This window comes from Enterococcus sp. DIV0840 (genome assembly GCF_050527835.1).
Classification (GTDB): Bacteria; Bacillota; Bacilli; order Lactobacillales; family Enterococcaceae; genus Enterococcus_L; species Enterococcus_L ureasiticus.
In genome coordinates this window covers 2,653,388-2,674,917 of record NZ_CP172876.1, presented here as the reverse complement: position 1 = coordinate 2,674,917, position 21,530 = coordinate 2,653,388, and the positions used below count along the sequence as shown (strand labels likewise).

18 protein-coding genes are annotated in these 21,530 nt (G+C 36.0%); 16 read left to right on the top strand and 2 right to left on the bottom strand.

Annotated elements, in window-relative coordinates; translation table 11 throughout:
• Window positions 1-78 precede the first annotated feature (78 nt).
• Window positions 79-516, bottom strand: coding sequence for a DUF1433 domain-containing protein (locus IGL98_RS12780; protein WP_206846311.1), 438 nt, complete (start codon window positions 514-516; stop codon window positions 79-81).
• Window positions 517-579: 63 nt separating this feature from the next.
• On the opposite strand from IGL98_RS12780, the gene IGL98_RS12775 reads away from it, so the two are divergent.
• From IGL98_RS12775 to cydC, 9 genes are all read left to right on the top strand, one after another.
• Window positions 580-1,773, top strand: coding sequence for a lipase family protein (locus IGL98_RS12775; protein ID WP_206911833.1), 1,194 nt, complete (start codon window positions 580-582; stop codon window positions 1,771-1,773).
• A gap of 14 nt (window positions 1,774-1,787) precedes the next feature.
• Window positions 1,788-2,198 carry a hypothetical protein gene (locus IGL98_RS12770; protein ID WP_206846304.1) on the top strand — a complete coding sequence of 137 codons (411 nt, stop codon included), beginning with the start codon at window positions 1,788-1,790 and terminating at the stop codon, window positions 2,196-2,198.
• 71 nt (window positions 2,199-2,269) lie between these two features.
• A complete protein-coding gene (locus IGL98_RS12765) occupies window positions 2,270-2,566 on the top strand; it encodes a WXG100 family type VII secretion target (RefSeq protein ID WP_010761887.1) in 297 nt (98 codons plus the stop codon).
• Between the two features lie 612 nt (window positions 2,567-3,178).
• Window positions 3,179-3,655, top strand: a complete 477-nt coding sequence (locus tag IGL98_RS12760) for a nucleoside deaminase (RefSeq protein WP_206911832.1) — start codon at window positions 3,179-3,181, stop codon at window positions 3,653-3,655.
• 89 nt (window positions 3,656-3,744) lie between these two features.
• Window positions 3,745-3,981, top strand: coding sequence for a hypothetical protein (locus IGL98_RS12755; RefSeq protein WP_242590139.1), 237 nt, complete (start codon window positions 3,745-3,747; stop codon window positions 3,979-3,981).
• A 446-nt stretch (window positions 3,982-4,427) separates the two neighbouring features.
• Window positions 4,428-5,846 (top strand): cytochrome ubiquinol oxidase subunit I, encoded by a 1,419-nt coding sequence (locus tag IGL98_RS12750; RefSeq protein ID WP_206846299.1) that lies wholly within the window; start codon window positions 4,428-4,430, stop codon window positions 5,844-5,846.
• Entirely contained in the window at window positions 5,843-6,868 is a 1,026-nt protein-coding gene (cydB, locus tag IGL98_RS12745; RefSeq protein WP_206911831.1) for a cytochrome d ubiquinol oxidase subunit II, read from the top strand. Before IGL98_RS12750 ends, cydB begins: the two co-directional genes overlap by 4 nt.
• The gene (gene cydD / locus IGL98_RS12740; protein WP_206846295.1) at window positions 6,865-8,595 is read left to right on the top strand and encodes a thiol reductant ABC exporter subunit CydD; all 1,731 of its coding nucleotides are present in this window, start codon (window positions 6,865-6,867) and stop codon (window positions 8,593-8,595) included. The genes cydB and cydD overlap by 4 nt, the downstream gene beginning before the upstream one ends.
• Window positions 8,595-10,355 (top strand): thiol reductant ABC exporter subunit CydC, encoded by a 1,761-nt coding sequence (gene cydC / locus IGL98_RS12735; RefSeq protein WP_206911830.1) that lies wholly within the window; start codon window positions 8,595-8,597, stop codon window positions 10,353-10,355. Before cydD ends, cydC begins: the two co-directional genes overlap by 1 nt.
• Window positions 10,356-10,449: 94 nt before the next feature.
• Here the strand turns inward: cydC and IGL98_RS12730 are convergent, their stop codons facing one another.
• Complete coding sequence (locus IGL98_RS12730; protein WP_206846279.1) at window positions 10,450-11,430, bottom strand: polyprenyl synthetase family protein; 981 nt, start codon at window positions 11,428-11,430, stop codon at window positions 10,450-10,452.
• Between the two features lie 118 nt (window positions 11,431-11,548).
• Between IGL98_RS12730 and IGL98_RS12725 the strand changes: the two genes are divergently transcribed.
• From IGL98_RS12725 to IGL98_RS12695, 7 genes are all read left to right on the top strand, one after another.
• Window positions 11,549-12,454 carry a prenyltransferase gene (locus IGL98_RS12725; protein ID WP_206911829.1) on the top strand — a complete coding sequence of 302 codons (906 nt, stop codon included), beginning with the start codon at window positions 11,549-11,551 and terminating at the stop codon, window positions 12,452-12,454.
• A 31-nt stretch (window positions 12,455-12,485) separates the two neighbouring features.
• Entirely contained in the window at window positions 12,486-13,697 is a 1,212-nt protein-coding gene (locus IGL98_RS12720; protein ID WP_206846276.1) for an NAD(P)/FAD-dependent oxidoreductase, read from the top strand.
• A gap of 330 nt (window positions 13,698-14,027) precedes the next feature.
• Window positions 14,028-15,404 (top strand): Na+/H+ antiporter NhaC, encoded by a 1,377-nt coding sequence (gene nhaC, locus IGL98_RS12715; protein ID WP_206846273.1) that lies wholly within the window; start codon window positions 14,028-14,030, stop codon window positions 15,402-15,404.
• Between the two features lie 111 nt (window positions 15,405-15,515).
• Entirely contained in the window at window positions 15,516-17,888 is a 2,373-nt protein-coding gene (locus tag IGL98_RS12710; protein WP_206846268.1) for a DNA translocase FtsK, read from the top strand.
• Window positions 17,889-18,156: 268 nt separating this feature from the next.
• On the top strand, window positions 18,157-18,858 hold the full coding sequence (locus tag IGL98_RS12705; RefSeq protein ID WP_206846267.1) for a GntR family transcriptional regulator: 702 nt from the start codon (window positions 18,157-18,159) through the stop codon (window positions 18,856-18,858).
• 108 nt (window positions 18,859-18,966) lie between these two features.
• Entirely contained in the window at window positions 18,967-19,716 is a 750-nt protein-coding gene (locus tag IGL98_RS12700; RefSeq protein ID WP_206846266.1) for an ABC transporter ATP-binding protein, read from the top strand.
• A complete protein-coding gene (locus IGL98_RS12695; RefSeq protein ID WP_206846265.1) occupies window positions 19,706-21,529 on the top strand; it encodes an ABC transporter permease in 1,824 nt (607 codons plus the stop codon). The genes IGL98_RS12700 and IGL98_RS12695 overlap by 11 nt, the downstream gene beginning before the upstream one ends.
• Window position 21,530: the final 1 nt, after the last annotated feature.

The following is a 21,530-nucleotide window of genomic DNA, read 5'->3' as shown; positions in this document are numbered from 1 at the left end:
AATCACTGATTTATCAATGAATAGAGTTAAGTGATTTTTTATTAAAATTGTTTATCTATCCTCAGTTCTCTTGTAAAATCAAGTTGTTTTTGATCCATATTTTTCTTTCCATAAGCTCATTCTAGCGGAAGAAGACATTGTTGTTTTTTCCTCTGCTTCTATTTCAGAAACGGATTTATTGTTGTTTGATTTATTATTTTTTTTATCAAAGTCAATATTGAGTCCATCAACATATTCAATATTTGTTCCAACTTCTCCTTGAACAGATATTGATAGATTTTCATCTCCGTTAATATACCCCTGTATAAAAAAACCGCCCATAGGGTTCTTTTGAGTACCTGTTAAAGTTACAGAATCGATGTTATTATAGTGATATTTTAAAAATTTTTCGATTCTTGGTTTCTGTTCTTTCATGTAATAATTCATTTCGCTCTCTTCCATACTTTTACATCCCCCAAACGCTAGTATAATTGTCAACATTAAAATACTTAAAAATATATATTTTTTTCTTATCATAACACACCTCTTGTGATAGTATAGTTATTAATTACTAAATAATAATAATATAAGGAGGACTCGATGTCTAATAAAATTAAAGATGAAACTTTTTCAAAGTTATCTTTCGATAGTTACGAAGATAGTCTTTTAAAAGTAGGTAGTGTTATTAGAACTGTAGATGGAAAGTTTGTTGTAATTAATTCTATTGATAAAGAATCCGGACTACAAGCAGTTGCAGTAGTAAATCAAGCTGATTATGACAAAATCCAAAATGGTGGACAACCTGATAATATTATCTTTGTTTCTCGTGGCTCTTCTGAACTAAAAGATTGGACGACAAATTTTAATCAATTAGGAACAAACCTATCAGTAGATAAAATAAAAGAGAATTCTTCCAAAACGCAATACGTGAGATTTATTGCAGAAAATGCATCGAATACTATCAAAAATCCTATCATTTCTCATTCATTAGCTGGCTGGAGTAAAGGTTCTGCCAGTGATAATCATCAATTTATTGAATATGAAAAATGGGTAAATAAGGTAGTAAATAATAGAAAACCTGCTGATTATAGTTTTACAGGTCATAGTCTAGGTGGTGCATTAGCTCAATTTATGGGCGTTATGAATAATAAAAATGCGACAACTTTTGCGGCTGCTCGCTGTTATCGTATTTTACCTAAAAAATACCGAGATTTAGTTGATCAAGGGTACTACAATAATAGAATTAGAGATTATAGACATGAACTTGATCCAGTGGGTTTTGTTCCTCTAGGAAAAACAGTAGGTAAGCGCTTTTTAGTGCAGTCAAATTCTGCAAAATTTCCAGTAGTAGGTCATATGAATAAGTCATTTTCAGGTATATTCAATTCTGATGGGAGTATTAAAATATTCTATGATCCCTCTACTTTAAATGCATCAGGAAGAGATTTTATAAATCTTTCAGAATCTTTATTAAAGACATTACGGCAACTTCAAAATTTTGAAGAGCGTGAAGGTATGGCTATTATGAATTTAATGAAATCGATTCAAAATGGACTGAATGGTGGCTGTTATTCTGAATTATCTGATTCAGACGTGACCGAAGTTATTCAATCAGTTTTCCCGTTTTGCAAAGGAAATACTCCAAGCACTTACAATACTGACGTATCACTTGAATTAAAAGCAAATATAAAAAAAGCAAGTCAAAATATTAGGAAAATAGGCATTGCTATGCAGAATTCTGCTACAAAAGCTGTAGACGAGGATAGAGCAGAAGCCAATTCATTCAAACTATAAAGAGGTTATTGACTATGAAGTTAGACGCATCTTATCAATCAAATATAAATTATTATCAGAGAAAAATTGATGAATACAATAGAGAAGCTCAGAAACCTAGTGATAAACAAAGCTTAACACATAAAACCACGAATGTTACTCTGTTGAAGATAGAGCTCGATTACTACAAAAAACAAGAGAAAAAGAGAGTACAAAAACTAGCGTTAATACAGCAATGTAAAACTGTGTGTAATGAATTTAAACCAGAAGCTAAAAAAACTAAAAAAAGCCTTAATTCAGACGCAGAAAATGCAAGTAAGAAAGTTGTTACGATAAAAGGAAAACAAATGATTAAAGGGAAAAGTGGTAAAAAATTGGAACAATCCTTAGTTGCTGCCCGTAACTCAGTGAATACCATTGAATTTAACAGTAATTCTTTTAGCTAACGCAATCATCTATAAAAAAGATAGTTATGAAATAAAACTATAAATATTGAATCAAAAAAGGAGAGAATCAAATGGCAGGAGCAATTTCAGTCACACCCGAACAACTAAAATCACAAGCAAAGGTTTACACTCAATCTCAACAACAAATTCAAGATGCAATTCGTAAAGTGAATTCTATGAATCAACAAATCGCGCAAGAATGGAAAGGTCAAGCATTTCAATCGTATTTAGAACAATACAATCAATTAGAAGGTAACGTGAAGAAAATGGAAGAACTACTGATTAGCATTAATAGTCAATTGAACAAATACGCTGATACAGTGGCGCAACGTGACCAACAAGACGCAAGCTCTTTTGGTTTGAATTAGACGTTATTTAATCACTTAGTAGACATAATCTCGATTAACCCAAGTAGCCCTCGTATCAACCGATACCAGGGCCCTCTTTGTAAATTCGAATCGGTATAGGTAAAGAGGACGTATGAGCACTAACTTTTATCAGTCAAAAACTTTGTGAAAAAGAACGTCAGCAGAGCGCCCAGCGTGTTATATTTTCACGTGCTGTTTGTCAGGGCAACACGTGTGAAAGAGCATAAGGAAAATCTGTACCCAAATATGTGGGGATCCTAGCAGTACTAGGTGGTTTACGTGGGTAAAAGTAGGTAATCACTAGGTAAAAAACGGGGAATACCTCCTGTTTTTTTCATATCTAATTTAGCATAAACAGCTGATATAGCAGAGTGTTTAAGATAGGTAACAGCCCTCTTTTTGTAGGTAATGAAAAGAGAATTCAACACCTATACGGTTACTTATCTCTGATAGATTATCGAAAACAAGCAACCGCATAGGTGTTTTTATAACTGTCTCATTTTAGGGGTTCAGTCCCGTGATTGGTGTTTTTAATCTATGTGCACTCATGAAACCGTTTGATTTCATGGTATAATTTAAACAAAATAACATTCAGAAAAGAGCGTATAAACTATGATAATGAAGACTGAACAAGAAAAACTGGATGCCAAATTCATGAAACAAGCATTAGAACTAGCCAAAGATGCTGCAAAACATGGGAACGAACCATTTGGTGCGTTGCTCGTAAAAGACAATAAAATTGTATTGACGGGTGAAAATCAGATTCACACTGAAAGTGACCCGACCTACCATGCCGAATTAGGAATCATCCGTGATTTTTGTTCTAGCCAAAAACTAACGGATTTAACTGAATATACACTTTATACAAGTTGTGAACCATGTTGTATGTGTGCCGGAGCGATGGTTTGGAGTAGTTTAGGCAGAATGGTCTATAGTTTGGGACATGATGAATTAGCTGAGATTGCAGGATTTAATATCATGATTGGTAGTGAAAAGATTTTTTCTAAAAGCCCGAATAGACCAGAAGTTGTTAAAGGAGTGTTAAAGGAAGAGTCAGTTCCAGTTTATGTCAATTACTTTCAAAAATAACTGTAGGAAGAGGGCGGAATATTACGATGAGAAAAAATGAACATCTAGCCTTAGTTGCGATGGAAGAGTGTGCATAAATCCAACAAGCCTTGTCAAAAGCAATCAGATTTGGTTTTGATGACCATCACCCATCCAGAGCAGATGAAACGAATGAAGAACAAATGCTGACGGAATTTTATCAATTGACTGCGATGATTGAAGAATTGCAAAAGCAAGGAATTATAGAAGGCTTTACTCAAGAGAAAATAGAGAAGGTGAAGCAGAATAAAATTGATAAAGTTTATAAATATATGGATTATTCCAAAGAAAAAGGCCTATTAGAATAACAACCTTTTTTTATTTTGATTTTATGCTAGGTACTGATTATAACGGTTAGATGTGATTGTTGGGGGCAAGGAACTTTTAAAGTTTAAAATATAATATTATCTTAACAAAATTTTTACAATGAAGAAAATCACTTCACTCGAAGTGTTTTTTTCATATTCCATCATTCAAACTGACTTTTCTTATTTTTCCCCAAGAACAAAGGAATATTTTAATGAAAAAAGGGCAGAAACATTTGTAATTTGCAATAAAAGGAGTATACTCTAAATTGGAATCATTCTAAATTTAATAAAAAGAGTTTCCACATACATATTGTATTTAGGTTTATTTTATTCTGGGTTTTGATTCATTTTGACTGTTCCAACCAACGGTATTAAATGAATAATTATTTTGAATGAAATCAGCTTCTTTCTTTTTGTGGAGACCGTAAAAACAAGGGGGATTATTGATGTTTGATATTGTAACATTAGCAAGATTCCAATTTGCAATGACGACAGTCTTTCATTACTTCTTCGTACCGTTTTCAATAGGATTAGCACTTGTAGTGGCAGTCATGGAAACGATGTATGTTGTAAAAAAAGATGAACATTATCGCAAAATGGCGAAGTTTTGGGGCAACATTTTTCTATTAAGTTTTGCAGTCGGAGTTGTAACAGGAATTATTCAAGAATTCCAGTTCGGGATGAACTGGTCAGATTATTCTCGTTTTGTCGGAGATATCTTTGGTGCTCCACTTGCGATTGAAGCGTTACTTGCATTCTTTTTAGAATCAACATTCTTAGGTTTATGGATTTTCACTTGGGATAAAGTAAATCCTAAACTGCATTTAACATTTATTTGGTTGGTATTCTTGGGGTCAATGATGTCCGCTTTCTGGATTTTAGCAGCAAACAGCTTTATGCAACATCCAGTTGGGTATACATTAAACAATGGCCGTGCAGAGTTAATTGACTTTGGGGCTGTAATTGGGAATCCAAAAGTTTGGTATGAGTTTACCCATGTTCTGTCTGGTGCAATTGTGATGGGCGGAATGATCGTTGCAGGTCTTGCTGCGTTCCAAATTTTGAAAAAACGTGATATGAATTTCCACAAAACATCTATGCGCATTGGTTTATGGATTGCTTTATTTGGTTCACTTTCTGTTTTATTTACAGGTGACTTACAAATGAAAGCTTTGATCAATGATCAACCAATGAAATTTGCAGCAATGGAAGGGGATTACGAAGATTCAGGTGATCCGGCTGCTTGGACATTGATTGCTTGGGCAGATGAAGCCCAACACAAACAAGTATTTGGGATTCAAATTCCTTATATGCTAAGTATTCTTTCTTATAATAGTTTATCTGGTTCCGTTGATGGAATGGATACTGTGAATGAACGTTTGAAAGAACAATATGGGGATGATAAAAATTATTATCCACCAGTCAACACATTATTCTGGAGCTTTAGAGTCATGGCTGGATTTGGTGCATTGATGCTATTAGTTTCAGCTTTAGGATTATTCTTTAGTCGTAAGAAAAAACCTTCACTTTATGAAAAACGTTGGATGGTTTGGATCGTGGCATTATGCACGTTTGCACCATTCTTAGCAAATACAACAGGTTGGTTGATCACTGAACTTGGTCGTTATCCTTGGACTGTTTACGGTCTATTTACGATCGAAGATAGTGTGTCACCAAACGTATCAGTGGCTTCACTATTAACATCGAACATTATTTACTTTATTCTTTTTGCAGGTCTAGGTTCAGTGATGGTTTACTTGATCACAGTAGAACTTAAAAAAGGACCAGATTATGAAGAAAAGAAATTAGCAGAGGCGAACTCTACTGATGTAGATCCATTTGATAAGGAGGTCTTTGGCGAATGAGTACGTTACAATTACTTTGGTTTGTACTGATTGGTATTTTATTCTCAGGCTTCTTCTTCCTAGAAGGTTTTGACTTTGGCGTAGGGATGTCGGTTCAAACATTAGCGCACGATGAAGAAGAAAAAGAACAGATCATCCAAACGATTGGACCGGTTTGGGATGGTAATGAAGTATGGTTATTAACAGCAGGTGGGGCGATGTTTGCTTCTTTTCCATACTGGTATGCTTCATTATTTAGCGGATTTTACTTGATTTTGTTTATTATTTTAGTTGGTTTGATCATTCGTGGTGTGTCATTTGAATTCCGTCATCGTATGCCGGATGGTAAACGACGCAGAATGTGGAACTGGACATTATCAATTGGTAGTTTTATCGTGCCATTTTTCTTTGGGGTTTTATTCATTGATTTGGTTCAAGGAATGCCGCTTGATGTTGATGGGAATATGATGGCTTCATTTACTGACTACTTCAATGTATTTTCTGTTTTAGGTGGCGTTGCTTTAGCATTATTGTGCTACTTGCATGGGTTGAACTACATTGCACTTAAAACAGAAGGACCAGTCAGAGAACGTGCGCGTAATTATGCGTCATTCTTCTATTGGATTTTATATGTTGGCTTAGTTGTGTTTGCAGCACTATTGTACTTTAAAACAGATTTCTTTGATAATCATTTCGTCTTGACGTTATTATTAGTAGTAGGAATCGTTGCATTAACAGTCGTTGCTAATGTAAGTGTCTTTAAGAAAAAAGAAATGTTGGCTTTTATTGCTAGTGGCTTAACATTGATTCTTTTAGTTGCTTTATTATTCAGTGGTTTATTCCCACGTGTGATGGTTGGTAGTGAAGGGTATTATGACATCTTGATCAAAGATGCTTCAAGTTCTCCTTATACATTGAAAACTATGACATGGTTATCATTAACGATTTTACCTTTTGTATTAGCCTATACAGGTTGGTCTTATTATGTCTTTAGAAAACGTATCAAACATCCAGCTATTGAAGCTGTGGGGTATGAAGGATGATCGATAAAGCCATCTTAAAAATGCCGAAAATCAAAAATATCATGATCTTGCTTGCAGGTTTTTCTTTCCTGCAAGCAGTATTTATTATAGGACAAGCATTTTATTTATCTAAAGCCGTTGTTGGGTTATGGGAAGGTGGTCAGTTAAACGACCAGCTGTTGGATATTTTGGTGTTCTTTTTGTTTTATACTGGCAGACATGTGATCACGTATCTTCGTGAGAAAATGTTGGACACCTTTAGTTATGATCGCTCTCGTGAATTAAGAGAAGCCTTGTTACAAAAAGTGTTTCGACTTGGACCAACTGTGGTTCAAAAAAATGGTACGGGAAATATGATCACAATGGCACTTGAAGGAATCAGCCAGGCAGAGAATTATCTGCATTTGATCTTGATGAAAATCATGAATATGATGATCATTCCGTGGATCATTTTGATTTTTGTGTTTACTTTAGATATTCGTTCAGGGATCGTTTTATTGGTTGTGTTTCCTATGATCATTATTTTTATGATTATTTTAGGATATGCAGCGCAAAGTAAAGCGGATAAACAATATAAAGCTTTTCAGATCTTGTCTAATCACTTTATAGATTCATTACGAGGATTAGATACGTTGAAGTTGTTTGGTTTGAGTAAAAAATATGCAGGTAGTATTTATAATACCAGTGAACGGTTTAGAGAAGCGACGATGAGTACACTGAAGATCGCGATTCTATCAACGTTTGCTTTGGATTTTTTTACAACATTGTCTGTAGCTGTTGTGGCGGTGTTTTTAGGATTGAGTTTGTTGGAAGGTGGGATTCTACTATTTCCAGCTTTGACGACGTTGATTTTAGCACCTGAGTTCTTCTTACCAGTTCGTGATTTTGCTAGTGATTATCATGCGACGCTGGATGGGAAAAATTCATTCCAAGCAATTCAGGCTGTCTTGGATTTACCAGAAATGACTGAAACGGATCGTCTTACTTTAGGGGATTGGACAGCGTTGAGTGAATTATCAGCTGATCATTTGACGTTCCAATATGAAGAAGCAACACAACCTGCTTTAAAAAACTTGGATTTTGTAGCAAAAGGGTATCAAAAAATTGGGATCATCGGCGCTAGCGGCTCGGGTAAATCAACCTTGATCAATGTATTGAGCGGTTTTTTAGAACCAGATGCTGAAACGACAAAAATCGAAGTCGATGGACAAGTGATTCCGCATTTTCTGCAAAGAGAATGGCAGAAGCAAGTACTTTATATTCCGCAAGCACCTTATATTTTCCAAGATACCTTAGCGAACAATGTCCGTTTTTACACGCCAGATGCGACAGATGAGCAAGTGTTAGCCGCAGTTCAATTAGTCGGATTAGAAACGCTTGTAACAGAGCTTACAGACGGTTTAAACACGGTGATCGGTGAAAGTGGGAGAATGTTAAGTGGCGGACAAGCACAGCGTGTAGCGCTTGCTAGAGCTTTTCTAGACAAAACACGTCGCATTCTATTGTTTGATGAACCAACCGCTCACTTAGATATCGAAACGGAAGTGGAATTAAAGGAAAGAATGTTGCCTTTGATGAAAGATCATCTTGTCTTTTTTGCTACTCATCGATTACATTGGATGGCAGAAATGGATTATATTTTAGTGATGGATAAAGGGCAGCTGGTTGAAGCGGGAACGCTAGCTGAATTGACTGAGAAAAATGGTTACTATGTGAAATTAGTGAATCAAATGAGGGGGACAGAATAATGGAAAATACCCCAACAAATAAAGAATTATACGAAAAAGATCAATGGGTCAAACCATTCTTGAAAAAGTATAAAGGTTTATTGTATCTAGCTTTGGTTTTAGGCTTTTTGACCTTCTTTAGTGCAGGCGCATTGATGTTTAATTCAGGTTATTTAATTAGCCGAGCAGCGTCACTTCCGGAAAATATTTTGATGATTTATATTCCAATCGTATTAACACGTGCCTTTGGGATCAGTCGTCCAGTTTTTCGTTATATCGAGCGTTTAGTCAGTCATAACTGGGTCCTTAAAATGACGTCTGACTTACGTCTGAAGCTTTATATGGTTTTAGAGAAAGATGCGATTTTCTTTAAATCAAAATACCAAACAGGTGATATTTTAGGCTTGTTGTCTGAAGATATCAATCACTTGCAGAATTTATATTTACGCACAATTTTCCCAACAGTGATCGCTTGGTTGTTATATATCTTTATTATTATTGGACTAGGTTTGTTTTCATGGTGGTTTGGTTTGTGTATGTTATTGATGTTAGGCGTCGTGATTTTTCTATTGCCTTTAATCTCAGTTTTAGTGAATGGTGCTAGACAAGAAAAGCAAAAAGTTTCTAAAAATGAATTATATAAAACACTGACAGATAATATTTTAGGTGTTTCTGATTGGGTATTCAGCCAACGTGGTCAGGAATTTGTTCATTCTTATGAAGCGGAAGAGGCAAAACTTCGTCAGTTAGATGAACAAATTAAACGTTTTAATCGTTTTCGTGATTTTGTTTTACAGGTTGCATTAGGTGTGATCACTGTCGCGATTTTAGCTTGGACGAGTGTTCGTTTTCCGGGCAATCATGGCGGTGCAGCTAATTGGATCGCAGCATTTACGTTGACGGTATTCCCGTTGATTGATGCTTTTGCGCCACTGCCTGATGCAGCACAAGAAACAAATATCTATAAAGATTCAATCAAACGTTTGAACGATTTACCTGAACCAGAAGAAGTAAACGTTGTGCCAAAAGATCTAACGATCACAGATACAGAAATTAAAATTAGTGATATATCATTTTCTTATGAAGGAACATCAAAGCTTGTTTTAGAAGACTTGAATTTGACTATTCATTCAAAAGAAAAATTGGCGATTTTGGGACGTAGTGGTTCAGGTAAAAGTACCTTGGCAACGTTGATCCGTGGAGATTTACAGCCTGATAAAGGAACGATTACATTAGGTGGAATTAAAACGGCTGAGTTTGGTGATCAAATCACAAAATCAATCGGTGTGATTCACCAAGCACCTTATCTTTTCAGAACAACGATTTTAAATAATGTCCGAATTGGACGAGAAGAAGCCTCAGAAGAAGAAGTTTGGCAAGTATTGGACAAGGTTGGCCTTAAGGAAATGATCGAAGGGTTGCCTGAAGGATTACTAACAATGGTGGATGAAGCCGGTTTGCGTTTTTCTGGTGGTGAACGTCATCGTTTGGCATTGGCTCGGATTTTACTTCAAGATACACCAGTTGTACTACTAGACGAACCAACGACGGGTCTGGATCCTATTACTGAGCAACAATTATTAGATACATTTTTTGATACGTTAAAAGATAAAACTATTATTTGGATCACTCATCATCTTCAAGGTGTTCATATGATGGATCGAGTGATATTCATTGAAGATGGGCAATTGGAAATGAGTGGTTCACCACAAGAATTGTTAGCAACAAATCTTCATTATCAACAATTGTATGCAATTGATCGAGGCATGAACAAGAATTGATTGGTTGACGAAAGTACTTATTTACGAATAAAATAAAAAGATGAGGCAAAACTCTATGAGCTTTGCCTCAAACTTTTAAAAGCTTAGTACGGAATTAGAATGACCGCTGCAGTAATAATTCTGTTAGTAAAGTTAGTTGTTCTTTACCTAAACAATCGGGTAATTTTTCGATATCGGTCAATGCTTTTTCAGTGACACGTTTCGCAAATGCTTTAGCATCATTAACTCCGTCTAGCTCGTGAACGAGTTTTGCTGTTTCAGTAGCTTGTATGTCTGTGATAGCAGCACCTTTTTCTAAATAAACAGCAAAGCGTTCTGGCGCTTTTTGCATTGCTAAAATCAAGGGTAACGTGTAGACTCCTTGTGCTAGATCTTCTAAAACGGGTTTTTTCAAGGTTTTTACATCTGCTGTATAGTCTAAGATATCATCATAAACTTGAAACGCAATGCCGATATGCCGACCAATTCGTTTTGCTAAACGTTGTACTTCTAGACTAGCATAACCAAAATGAGCACCTTCCAGACAGCTTAAAGAGAATAATTCGGCTGTTTTTCCATTGACGCTGCGTAAGTAATCAGAAATAGTCATATCTTTTTTATAGCGTGTATGCATTTGATCTAATTCACCAAGTAGTAACCGTTTCATCGCAGAAGCGTTTGTATGTAGAAAATCAGAACCATTCATCGTTTCAGCAAGTAATTCAAAAAATTCAGTAAATAATAAATCCCCTGTGTAAACAGCAATATCTTTACCATAGCGGGATTGGATCGTAACGGCTCCTCTACGCAGTGGTGAGTCATCGATGATGTCATCATGTATCAATGTTGCCATGTGTAGGATTTCGATCGAAGCGGCGATTTTGATTAGTTGTTTATGGTCTTGTTTTTGTTCATCACCGATTTGAGCAAATAAAAAAAAGAAGGCAGGGCGTAGTAATTTTCCGCCTGAATAGGTTAGTTCGATCAGAGCTGCTTCAATTTCTTTGTTTCGTATTTTAACTTGATGTTTGATCAGTTCACAAGTTTCATTTAATTGTTGTTGGATAATAGGAAATTCTTTCCAAAAATCATTCATAACCAATATTCCTTTCAGTAATTCAATACTATTGATTGTATACGATGTTAGTAAAGAAATACAAGCAAATTATTCTGTGAGCATAAAACTAAATATTATAAGGAGAGAAGAGTATAATTTGAATAGAGAAGTTTTTTTTGAATTAGTTGAACTAAAAGCAAAGTCAGCCAGTGTTTTACCCTTTCTCTTAGGGATTTGTTTTAGTTGGTACCATTATGAAAGTTTACATTTAGGATATGTTCTTATTTATTTTATTGCGATGTTTATTTTTAATATGGCTGTTGATATTTTAGATAACTATAATGATTACCATCATGCCAAAGAAGGGCATGATTACAAAGAGAAAACGAATATTATCGGGCGGGAAAATCTATCCTTGCCGATGATTCGCCGCTGGATCATTTGGATGGTGGCAATTTCTGCCTTGATGGGGATCGGTCTGTCTATGGTTGTCGGCTGGCCGTTGTTATGGCTGGGACTTTATTGCTACCTGATCGGAATCTTTTATTCATCTGGACCTAAACCATTATCAAGCTTGCCTTTGGGTGAATTCTTTTCAGGATTTACAATGGGCTTTATGATCATGTTGATTTGTGTCTATATCAATACATTTGATTCTTTTCAGTGGACAATGAGTAATATTGGCAGTATCTTTTTAGTGTCATTGCCTAATACTTGTTTGATCGCTAATTTAATGTTAGCAAATAATATTTGTGATTTAGAAGAAGATGAAATGAATCATCGCTTTACCTTAGTGCATTATTTAGGGAAGAAAGCATCGATTGGTTTGTTTGTCGGATTGATCGTGATTGCATTTGCATCGATCGTGTTGAGCGTTATTTTAGGTTTAACGCCACTTACGATGTTATTGACGTTACTCGTTTTGCCCTTTATTTGGAAACAAACAAAGTTATTTTTAAACGAACAGGTCAAAACAAAGACATTTATTTGCGCCGTGAGAATTTTGGCAGTCGGAGCACTTGCACAAGTTGTATTTTTTGCCATAGGATTGTGGCTTAAATAATAAATAAAAAGGTTAAGAGGGGATTTTTAAAATGAGTAAGCACGTCGTTATTTTAGGCGCTGGCTATGCCGGTTTAAGAGCGCTACATGAATTACAAAAAGGCACCAATGATCTAAAAATCACATTGGTCGATCAAAATGATTACCACTTTGAAGCAACCGATATCCACGAGGTTGCAGCAGGTATCCAAACATCAGAAAGAATCACTTATCCAATCAAAGATGTGGTAAAATCAGCATGTACGACTTTTGTACAAGGCAGAGTGGAAAAAATCGATAGTGAAAACCAACTGGTTCATTTGAAAGATCAAGAAGCGATTTCTTATGATTATTTGATCGTCGCATTAGGGTACGAGTCAGAATCGTTCGGCATACCTGGTGTTGAAGAGTTCTCATTAAAAATGGTCGATATCCCAACATCAGAAAAAGTGTATCAACATCTAACAGAGCAAATGGAAGCTTATAAAGAAACCAAAGACGAAAATTGCTTAAAAATCGTTGTCTGCGGTGCTGGTTTTACAGGAATTGAATTATTAGGTTCTTTACATGAAGGAAAGAAAAAACTAGCTGAAATCGCTGGTGTTGAACCTGATAAAATTCAATTATACTGTGTTGAAGCTGTCACTCGTTTATTGCCAATGTTTAGTGAAAAACTTGGCGGCTATGGCATCGATCATTTGAAAAAATGGGGTGTTAATTTCTTAGTTGGAAAACCGATCAAAGAAATTAAACAAGATACTGTTGTTTATTTAGATAATCAAGAAACAAACGAATTAAATGAATTGAACGCTAAGACAATCATCTGGACAACGGGTGTTAGTGGGAGTCACGTTGTTGGAGATTCTGGTTTTGCAGCTAAACGCGGCCGTGTGATGGTCAAACCTGATTTAACAGATGCAGATCATAGTAACGTTTATATCATTGGTGATTGTTCTGCTGTGATGGATAAAGAGTCTAATCGCCCATATCCAACGACTGCACAAATTTCACTTAAAATGGGTGAGCATGCTGGGAAAAATATCAAAGCCCAATTAAAAGGGGAACCAACGAAAGAGTTTACCTTTAAATCATTAGGTTCAGTTGCTTCTATCGGTAACAGTCATGCCTTTGGTGAAGTTGGAAAAATGGAAGTTAAAGGATATCCAGCTTCTGTTATCAAAAAAGTGATCATGGATCGTTCGTTATTTGAAACAGGCGGGATCAAAGAAATGTTAGCTAAAGGCCGCTTTGATTTTTACCGTTAAAAATAAAAATACAAACAAGAGCTGGGAAGGATTCACAGTAGAGAGTTGTTTTGAAATGACAGAAAGTCAACGGCAGATGGAAGTTGACCAAAATAACTACTTGAATTACAAATCTGGAGCGAAATGTTCTATTCGGGTGAGATCCGTTAGCGTCTTTTGAGTGGAAATTATTTATAATTTCAACTATGGGTGGTACCGCGTGTATTTATGCGTATGAGACAAAATAAAATTTTTGTTTCTGACGTTTATTCGTCCCTGACAGTCTATTTCTGATTGTTAGGGATTTTTTTGTTTTCAAAAATTAATTTATAAGAAAAATGAGGAACGTAAATGAAGAAAGAATTAAGTGTAAAAGAAGCATTGTTTATATTTTTGTCATTATTATTGATTATCAGTATTTGTGTTATCGGTGTCGGTATGAGTCCGATTTTCCCCGTATTATGTGCACTAGGTTTACTGATTGGCTGGAGTAAATGGCGTGGAGCTTCATGGGATAAAATCCATGAAGGAATCATAGAAGGTGTGAAAACAGGGATTATTCCTATGGTTATTTTCATTTTAATTGGTGCTTTGATTGCAGTTTGGATCGCAAGTGGTGTCATTCCAACGATGATGTACGCAGGATTTTCGGTTATCAGTACGAGTATCTTTTTACCTTCTGCGTTTGTTAGCTGTGCCGTTGTTGGGATTTCGATTGGAAGTGCCTTTACAACGGTTTCAACAATTGGTTTGGCTTTAATGGGCATGGGGATTTCAATGGGATTCAACTCTGCTATCTTAGCAGGAGCAATCATTTCAGGTGCTGTATTTGGAGACAAGATGTCACCTCTTTCAGATACCACGAATTTAGCTTCAGCTGTTGCGGGAGCTGATTTATTTAAACATATTAGAAATATGATGTGGACGACGGTTCCAGCTTTTGTTATTTCGTTTATCCTTTATGCAGTTATTGGGTTTCAAACGAAAATTGGACAAACTGATTTAGAAACAAAACAGTTTTTAGATGTGTTACAAGCCAATTTTGCCATCAGTTGGTGGGCAGTTCTGCCGATTTTGTTACTTGTTTTATGCTCGATCAAACGTGTTCCGGCAATTGCTTCATTGTTAGTCACGATTTTGCTTTCCAGTGTCATGTATATGATTCAGACCCAAAATGTTGATTTAAAACAATTAAGTACGATTTTAGAAAATGGCTTTGTATCTGAGACAGGAATGGAGCAAATCGATGCCTTGTTGACTCGAGGTGGTATCCAAAGTATGATGTGGTCAGTTTCATTGATTCTGTTAACCTTATCTTTAGGTGGTTTACTTATGAAGATGGACGTGATCACGGTCTTAATGGCGCCGCTTGCTGAAAAACTAAAATCAACAGGTAGTTTAGTTACTGCAACGGTGTTTAGTGGTGCGTTGGCTAATTTGATGATTGGAGAACAGTATTTATCCATTATCCTTCCTGGACGGGCATTTAAGGAAAGTTATGATAAAGCAGGACTTGCCCCAGAAGTTCTTTCTAGAGCATTAGAAGATTCGGGAACGGTACTGAATTCACTGATTCCTTGGGGCGTGAGTGGTGTATTTATGGCAAGTACATTACAAGTCTCTACATTGGAATATGCACCGTTTAGTTTCTTTATTTTACTATGTCCGATTTTATCGATTCTTTCTGGTATCACAGGGATTGGTATTCATAAGCAACAAGTCAGTTAATAAAGGGATTTCGATTTAAAATCATTAAAATTTTAAGAGAAACAATGGGGGTACTTTTGTTCGGCTCGTTTTTTAGGTATAATGGATACTGATTGAAAAGAGGGATGTTACATGGCACAAAAAAGGAAAAGTGCAAAAAAGAAAAAGACAAAAAAACAGCAACAGCAGCAAGAACATCTTAATTTCATTTTTCTTGGTATCTTTTTTATCTTCTTCGGATTATTTGGACTCTTAAAATTAGGATTTCTTGGCACCTTGATCGCCAATGGGTTACGTGTGGGTATAGGAAATACATTTCCAGTAGCAGCTATTTTACTTATGCTTTATGGACTTTCTTTAGTTATATTTGGTAAAGAATTTCCAATCAAAAAGAGTCGACCGATAATTGGCGGAGTCTTTGTTTACTTGGGTATTTTGCTATTTCTACAAGCTTACATGTTTCGTAATGTCGGCACGCAAACACCAGATATCATTGGTACTACGTGGGAATTTCTTAGAATGGATCTAAAAGCAAGCACTGTAGCGCAAAATGTCGGTGGCGGAATGATTGGAGCAGGACTGTACAGTTTCACTTTCTTTTTAGTTGCGCAGTTTGGTAGCTACTTGATTGCTGGATTGCTGATTTTGATCGGTGCATTTTTGATGAGTATGCTCGATTTTCAGCAAGTGATGAGTGGGTTACAGGTCATTCGGGAAAAGCTTAGTGCTTTAACTGCTAGAAGCGGAGAGCGTCAAGCTGAGAAAGAAGCTAAGCGAGCAGAAAAACGTGCGGCTAAACAGGCCGAAATGGAGAAACGAGCTCAGGAACGTCTGAAAAATGATGTGAGAGAAATGACACCAGGTGAAAAATTAGCGCAAGAAGCATGGGAACAAGAAGAAAAAGAATTGCAGGAGCCAGAACAGTTAACACTGGTTCCAATCGATAGTTTCCAAAGCCAGGCTGAAGTGCAACCTGTACAGCAAAAAGTAGTTACTGAACCTGAAATGGATGAAGGCGGCGAATTGGATTTTGAAATTTCAGAAGAAGCAGAAGATCGAGATTATGAGTTGCCGCCATCAACCTTATTAGATTCGATTCCATCTGCTGATCAAAGTGGTGAGTACCAAAAAATCGAAAAAAATATTGGTGTGTTAGAACAAACATTCAAAAGTTTTGGTGTGGATGCAAAAGTTGTTAAAGCAAGCCTTGGACCTGCTGTAACGAAGTTTGAAATTCAGCCAGCTGTGGGCGTTAAAGTGAGTAAAATTGTTAGTTTGACGGATGATATTGCCTTAGCGCTCGCTGCCAAAGATGTGCGGATGGAAGCACCAATTCCAGGCAAATCATTGATTGGGATCGAAGTGCCGAACAGTACTGTAAGTACCGTTTCATTTAGAGATATTATCGAGGCACAACCAAGTCACCCAGATAAATTATTGGAAGTTCCACTCGGAAGAGATATTTCAGGCATGGTTCAATCCGCTGATTTAGCTAAAATGCCTCACTTACTGATCGCAGGTTCAACTGGTAGTGGGAAGTCTGTTGCAATCAATGGCATTATCTCAAGTCTCTTAATGAGAGCCAAACCGCATGAAGTAAAACTAATGATGATCGATCCAAAGATGGTGGAGTTGAATGTCTACAATGGGATTCCTCATCTGTTGACACCAGTCGTAACAAATCCACGAAAAGCTGCTCAAGCTTTGCAAAAAGTCGTGCAGGAAATGGAATTCCGTTATGAAAAATTTGCAGCCACTGGGGTTCGAAATATTTCGGGATATAATGAATTAGTGATTCAAAAGAATTTAGAAGATGGTGAAAATCGTCCGATACTGCCATTTATTGTGGTGATCGTTGATGAATTAGCCGACTTGATGATGGTTGCCAGCAATGAAGTAGAGGATGCAATCATTCGTTTAGCACAAATGGCTCGTGCAGCCGGAATCCATATGATTTTAGCAACACAACGCCCAAGTGTGGATGTTATCACAGGGATCATCAAAGCGAACGTTCCTTCTAGAATGGCGTTTGCCGTTTCCAGTGGGACTGATTCACGGACTATCATTGATAGTAATGGGGCAGAAAAACTTTTAGGTCGGGGAGATATGTTGTTCTTGCCGATGGGTGAAAATAAACCAATTCGAGTGCAAGGTGCTTTTATTTCTGATCATGAGGTCGAACGAATCGTTGCTTTTGTAACAGAGCAACAAGAAGCAGATTATCAAGAAAGTATGATGCCAACGGAAGAAGAAACAACTGGTGGCAGCAGCGAAGCGTCACAAGATGAACTGTATGAAGAAGCCAAAGCCTTGGTCGTAGAAATGCAGACAGCAAGTATATCCTTGCTGCAAAGACGCTTTAGAATCGGTTATAATCGTGCAGCACGTTTAGTCGACGAATTAGAAGCTCATGGTGTAATTGGACCCTCTGAAGGGAGTAAACCAAGAAAAGTCTTTCTTGAGCCTGTACCAGAAGATATGCCGATGGATCATGGTCCTGAGTAAAAATAATGGCTAAAGGAAATGGAGTAAGCTTGAAAGCTTGCTCCATTTTTTTATTGATTGTCTAATTGCGTATACTTTATTTGAGCAGCTTCTCCAAATAGGTTTTCCATAAATGTAATCTTTGGTATAATGTATGAAATACTATTGAATAATTAGATGGAAAGTTGAATTAAATCATAAATACGATTAGAATTAGGGTAATCTAAATGAATAGCGAATAAATAAAAATGAAACGATAGACTAAATAAAGAGTATAAGGATGGATCACATGAGAAGAAAAAGCGTACTATATTTAGACGTAGCAGAGCAAATCAAATCAGATATCATGAATGGTACATATCCAGTAGGTTCATTATTGCCAACAGAAGCTGAGCTTGAACAATTGTTTGACGTAAGCAAAATAACTGTTCGTCGTGCAATCGAGTTATTATCATCAGAAGAATTAGTAGAGAAAAAAAGTGGGAAAGGAACGACTGTTTTAAGTAACCGTCCCTACAATAAATTGTCTAAAGCTGGAACATTTACAGAATATTTAAATGAGTCTGGACAAAAAGTAGCGAAGAAAATTTTGAATTTGGAGAAAGTAACGTTAGACTCTGATTCTCCAATTTATCAATCTTTAGGTGAAAATGCAGTAAAAGTTTCCCGCCTATATACTTTAGATGACCAACCATATATTTACTTTAACTACTTTTTACCGAATAGTTTAGCGGATGTTCCTTTGGAAGATTTTGAAAATGAATCATTATATCGCCTAATGGATCAACATGGTATCGAGATCATTAAGTTTGAAGATAGTTTCCAAACTGTTGAATTAACGGCAGAACAACAACAAATTCTAGCTACTACTGAGAAAAATGGGTTAAAACGAATTAGAAAATCAATAGGGCTATCGGGAAAAATCGTTGAGTATTCCGAAGCAATCTACAATACAGCTCTTTATCCATATGTGATTGAATATGAAGCGTAAAGAAATAACAGGTTACTTACAAAAATGTAAGCAATCTGTTATTTTTTTCTATGGTGTGTTCGTCGTAATTGGACTAGACTTGCGAAGTAGAGAAAGGGAGAGATAATGATGTTACAAGTAGAAAATTTATCTAAAACATATGGACAAGAAATTAAATATGAAGCCTTAAAAGGCTTGAACTTAAACGTTAATGACAGTGAATTTATTGGGATCATGGGGCCTTCCGGAAGTGGAAAAAGTACCTTTTTGAACCTTTTGGCAACAATCGATCAGCCAACAGATGGACAGATCTTAATGAATGGAAAAGATCCAAATCAGTTGAATCAAGAAGAAATCGCTAAATTCAGACGTAGAGAGTTAGGATTTATTTTTCAAAGTTTTAATTTAATGCCAACCTTAACAGTAGAAGAAAATATTATTTTGCCGTTAACATTGGATGGAGAAAAAATTTCAGTGATGAAAAAGCAGCTTGATCTTTTAGCTAAACGTTTGGGAATTGCAAGTTTATTGAAAAAACGAATCCCAGAAATTTCTGGTGGACAAGCCCAACGTGTTGCTGTAGCTCGGGCAATGATTCATCAACCACAATTATTATTGGCGGATGAACCTACAGGGAATTTAGATACGAAATCATCAAAAGATGTAATGCAGTTATTGCAACAATTAAACGAAGAAGAAAAAGCAACGATTTTAATGGTTACTCATGATCCTCTAGCAGCAAGTTATTGCAAGCGAATCGTGTTTATCAAAGATGGTGAACTGATTGATGAGATCCATCATAATGGAAATCAAAAGATGTTTTACGATGAAATCATGGTGAAACTATCTGAGATTGAAGGTGTCGATAATGAGTTTTAGTCAATTTGTTATTCGAAATACCTTACGAAATAAGCATCTTTATATGGCTTATTTTCTAAGTACACTATTTTCAGTAATGGTATTTTTCACATTTACGGTTTTTGCATTTCATCCGGCGTTGGGCAATGATTTAAATCGTAATGCAAAAATGGGTATGTTAGCTGCTGCGATCATTATTTACGGCTTTGCATTTTTCTTTGTTTTGTACTCGATGGATGTGTTTATTCAGTCTAGGAAAAAAGAATTTGGACTGTTGATGATTCAAGGAATGAGTCCGAAGCAACTGAAAAAAATGGTTTTTATTGAAAATTTAGTCATTGGTTTTTTTGCTACGATTATTGGAAGTATTGCAGGAATCGGTTTTTCACAAGTGATCTTGTGGTTAAGTAATAAATTGATGCATGTCAAATTTGGATTTTATTTTCCAGCACAGGCACTTGTTTTAACCGTTCTTTCCTTTGCTGTTCTGTTTTTAGCTATTTCGTTTTTCATTCAGTTCCGTCTGCCAAAGTTAAGCTTACAGGAATTGTTAAATGCAGGAGATCTCGGAAAAGGTACGATCAAAAGCTCGCATATTAAAACAATCTTAGCCTTGTTATTGATTGGTGCAGGGTATGCAATTGCGTTGTTAGTCAAAGGGATGCTAGTACCCGTGGTCATGATTCCGGTTATTTTCTTAGTGGTTACCGGTACACGTTTTTTATTCAATCAGCTAAGTGTTTCAGTTATCGAAGGGGTTAAAAAGAAAGAAACTATTTTTTGGAAAAAAACGAATATGGTGGTTTTTTCTGATTTAGCTTTCCGTATGAAGGATAATGCACGCTCATTTTTCTTGGTATCAATTATTTCAACTGTGGCTTTTGCTGCCATTGGGACATTGTATGGGTTTCAAAATATGATTTTAGAAAGTATGAAGCAAAATCCATATGAGTTTGAAATCTCAGGAACAGCTGAAGAAACAGCCTCTATAAAACAGAACTTTAATCAGCTATTGGCTGATAAAGGGATTCAAGTGAATGAGGGTGAATTAACGACTTATACAAATGCTGATCAAGTTGGTTTTATTAAGGAATCCGAGTATAATCATCTCGCAGAATTGATTAAGCAACCGACAATTCAAACTCAGGATAAAGCTGTTCAATTATTACCTAAGAACGATATAGGAGTAAAAGAAGTAACAATAAATGAAGTGAAACTGCCAAATGAAGCAACTTTACCTGTTTCTAAAACAGAAAAAACGAATGTAGTTTCTGTTTATGGAACAATCGTGATTGTACCAGATACTACTGATTTACAAAACTTAGAAAGTAGAACAATGACTGTTTGGCAACCTAAAAATACCAGCTACGAGAAGCTAGTTTCAGTTGGTGAATTCCAAGAAAAAAACATACCGTTTATGGCAAAAAGCTATACGCAACAATCAATTACTGACGTGTATGCACCAATTCTATTCGTAGGAATCTTTATCGGGATCGTCTTCTTTGTCTCAGCTGGAAGTTTCTTATATTTCAGATTATACAGTGATATGGATGTCGATGTAGAGAAATTCAAGATGATTTACAAGATGGGATTAGCAAAAAAAGAATTAAAGAAAATGATTTATCAGCAAGTAGGAATCTTGTTCTTTACACCAATCATTGTTTCTGTGATCCATGGGGCAGTTGCACTTACTGCAATGTATCATATGTTTGATCAAGGGATGCAGTTAGCAGGTTGGCAAGTATTAGGCGTGTTTGTATTCATTCAAATCGTTTACTACCTGATTGCTCGTGTATTTTATTTCAAAAAAGTTTACCGTCTAGTTAAAGCATAAA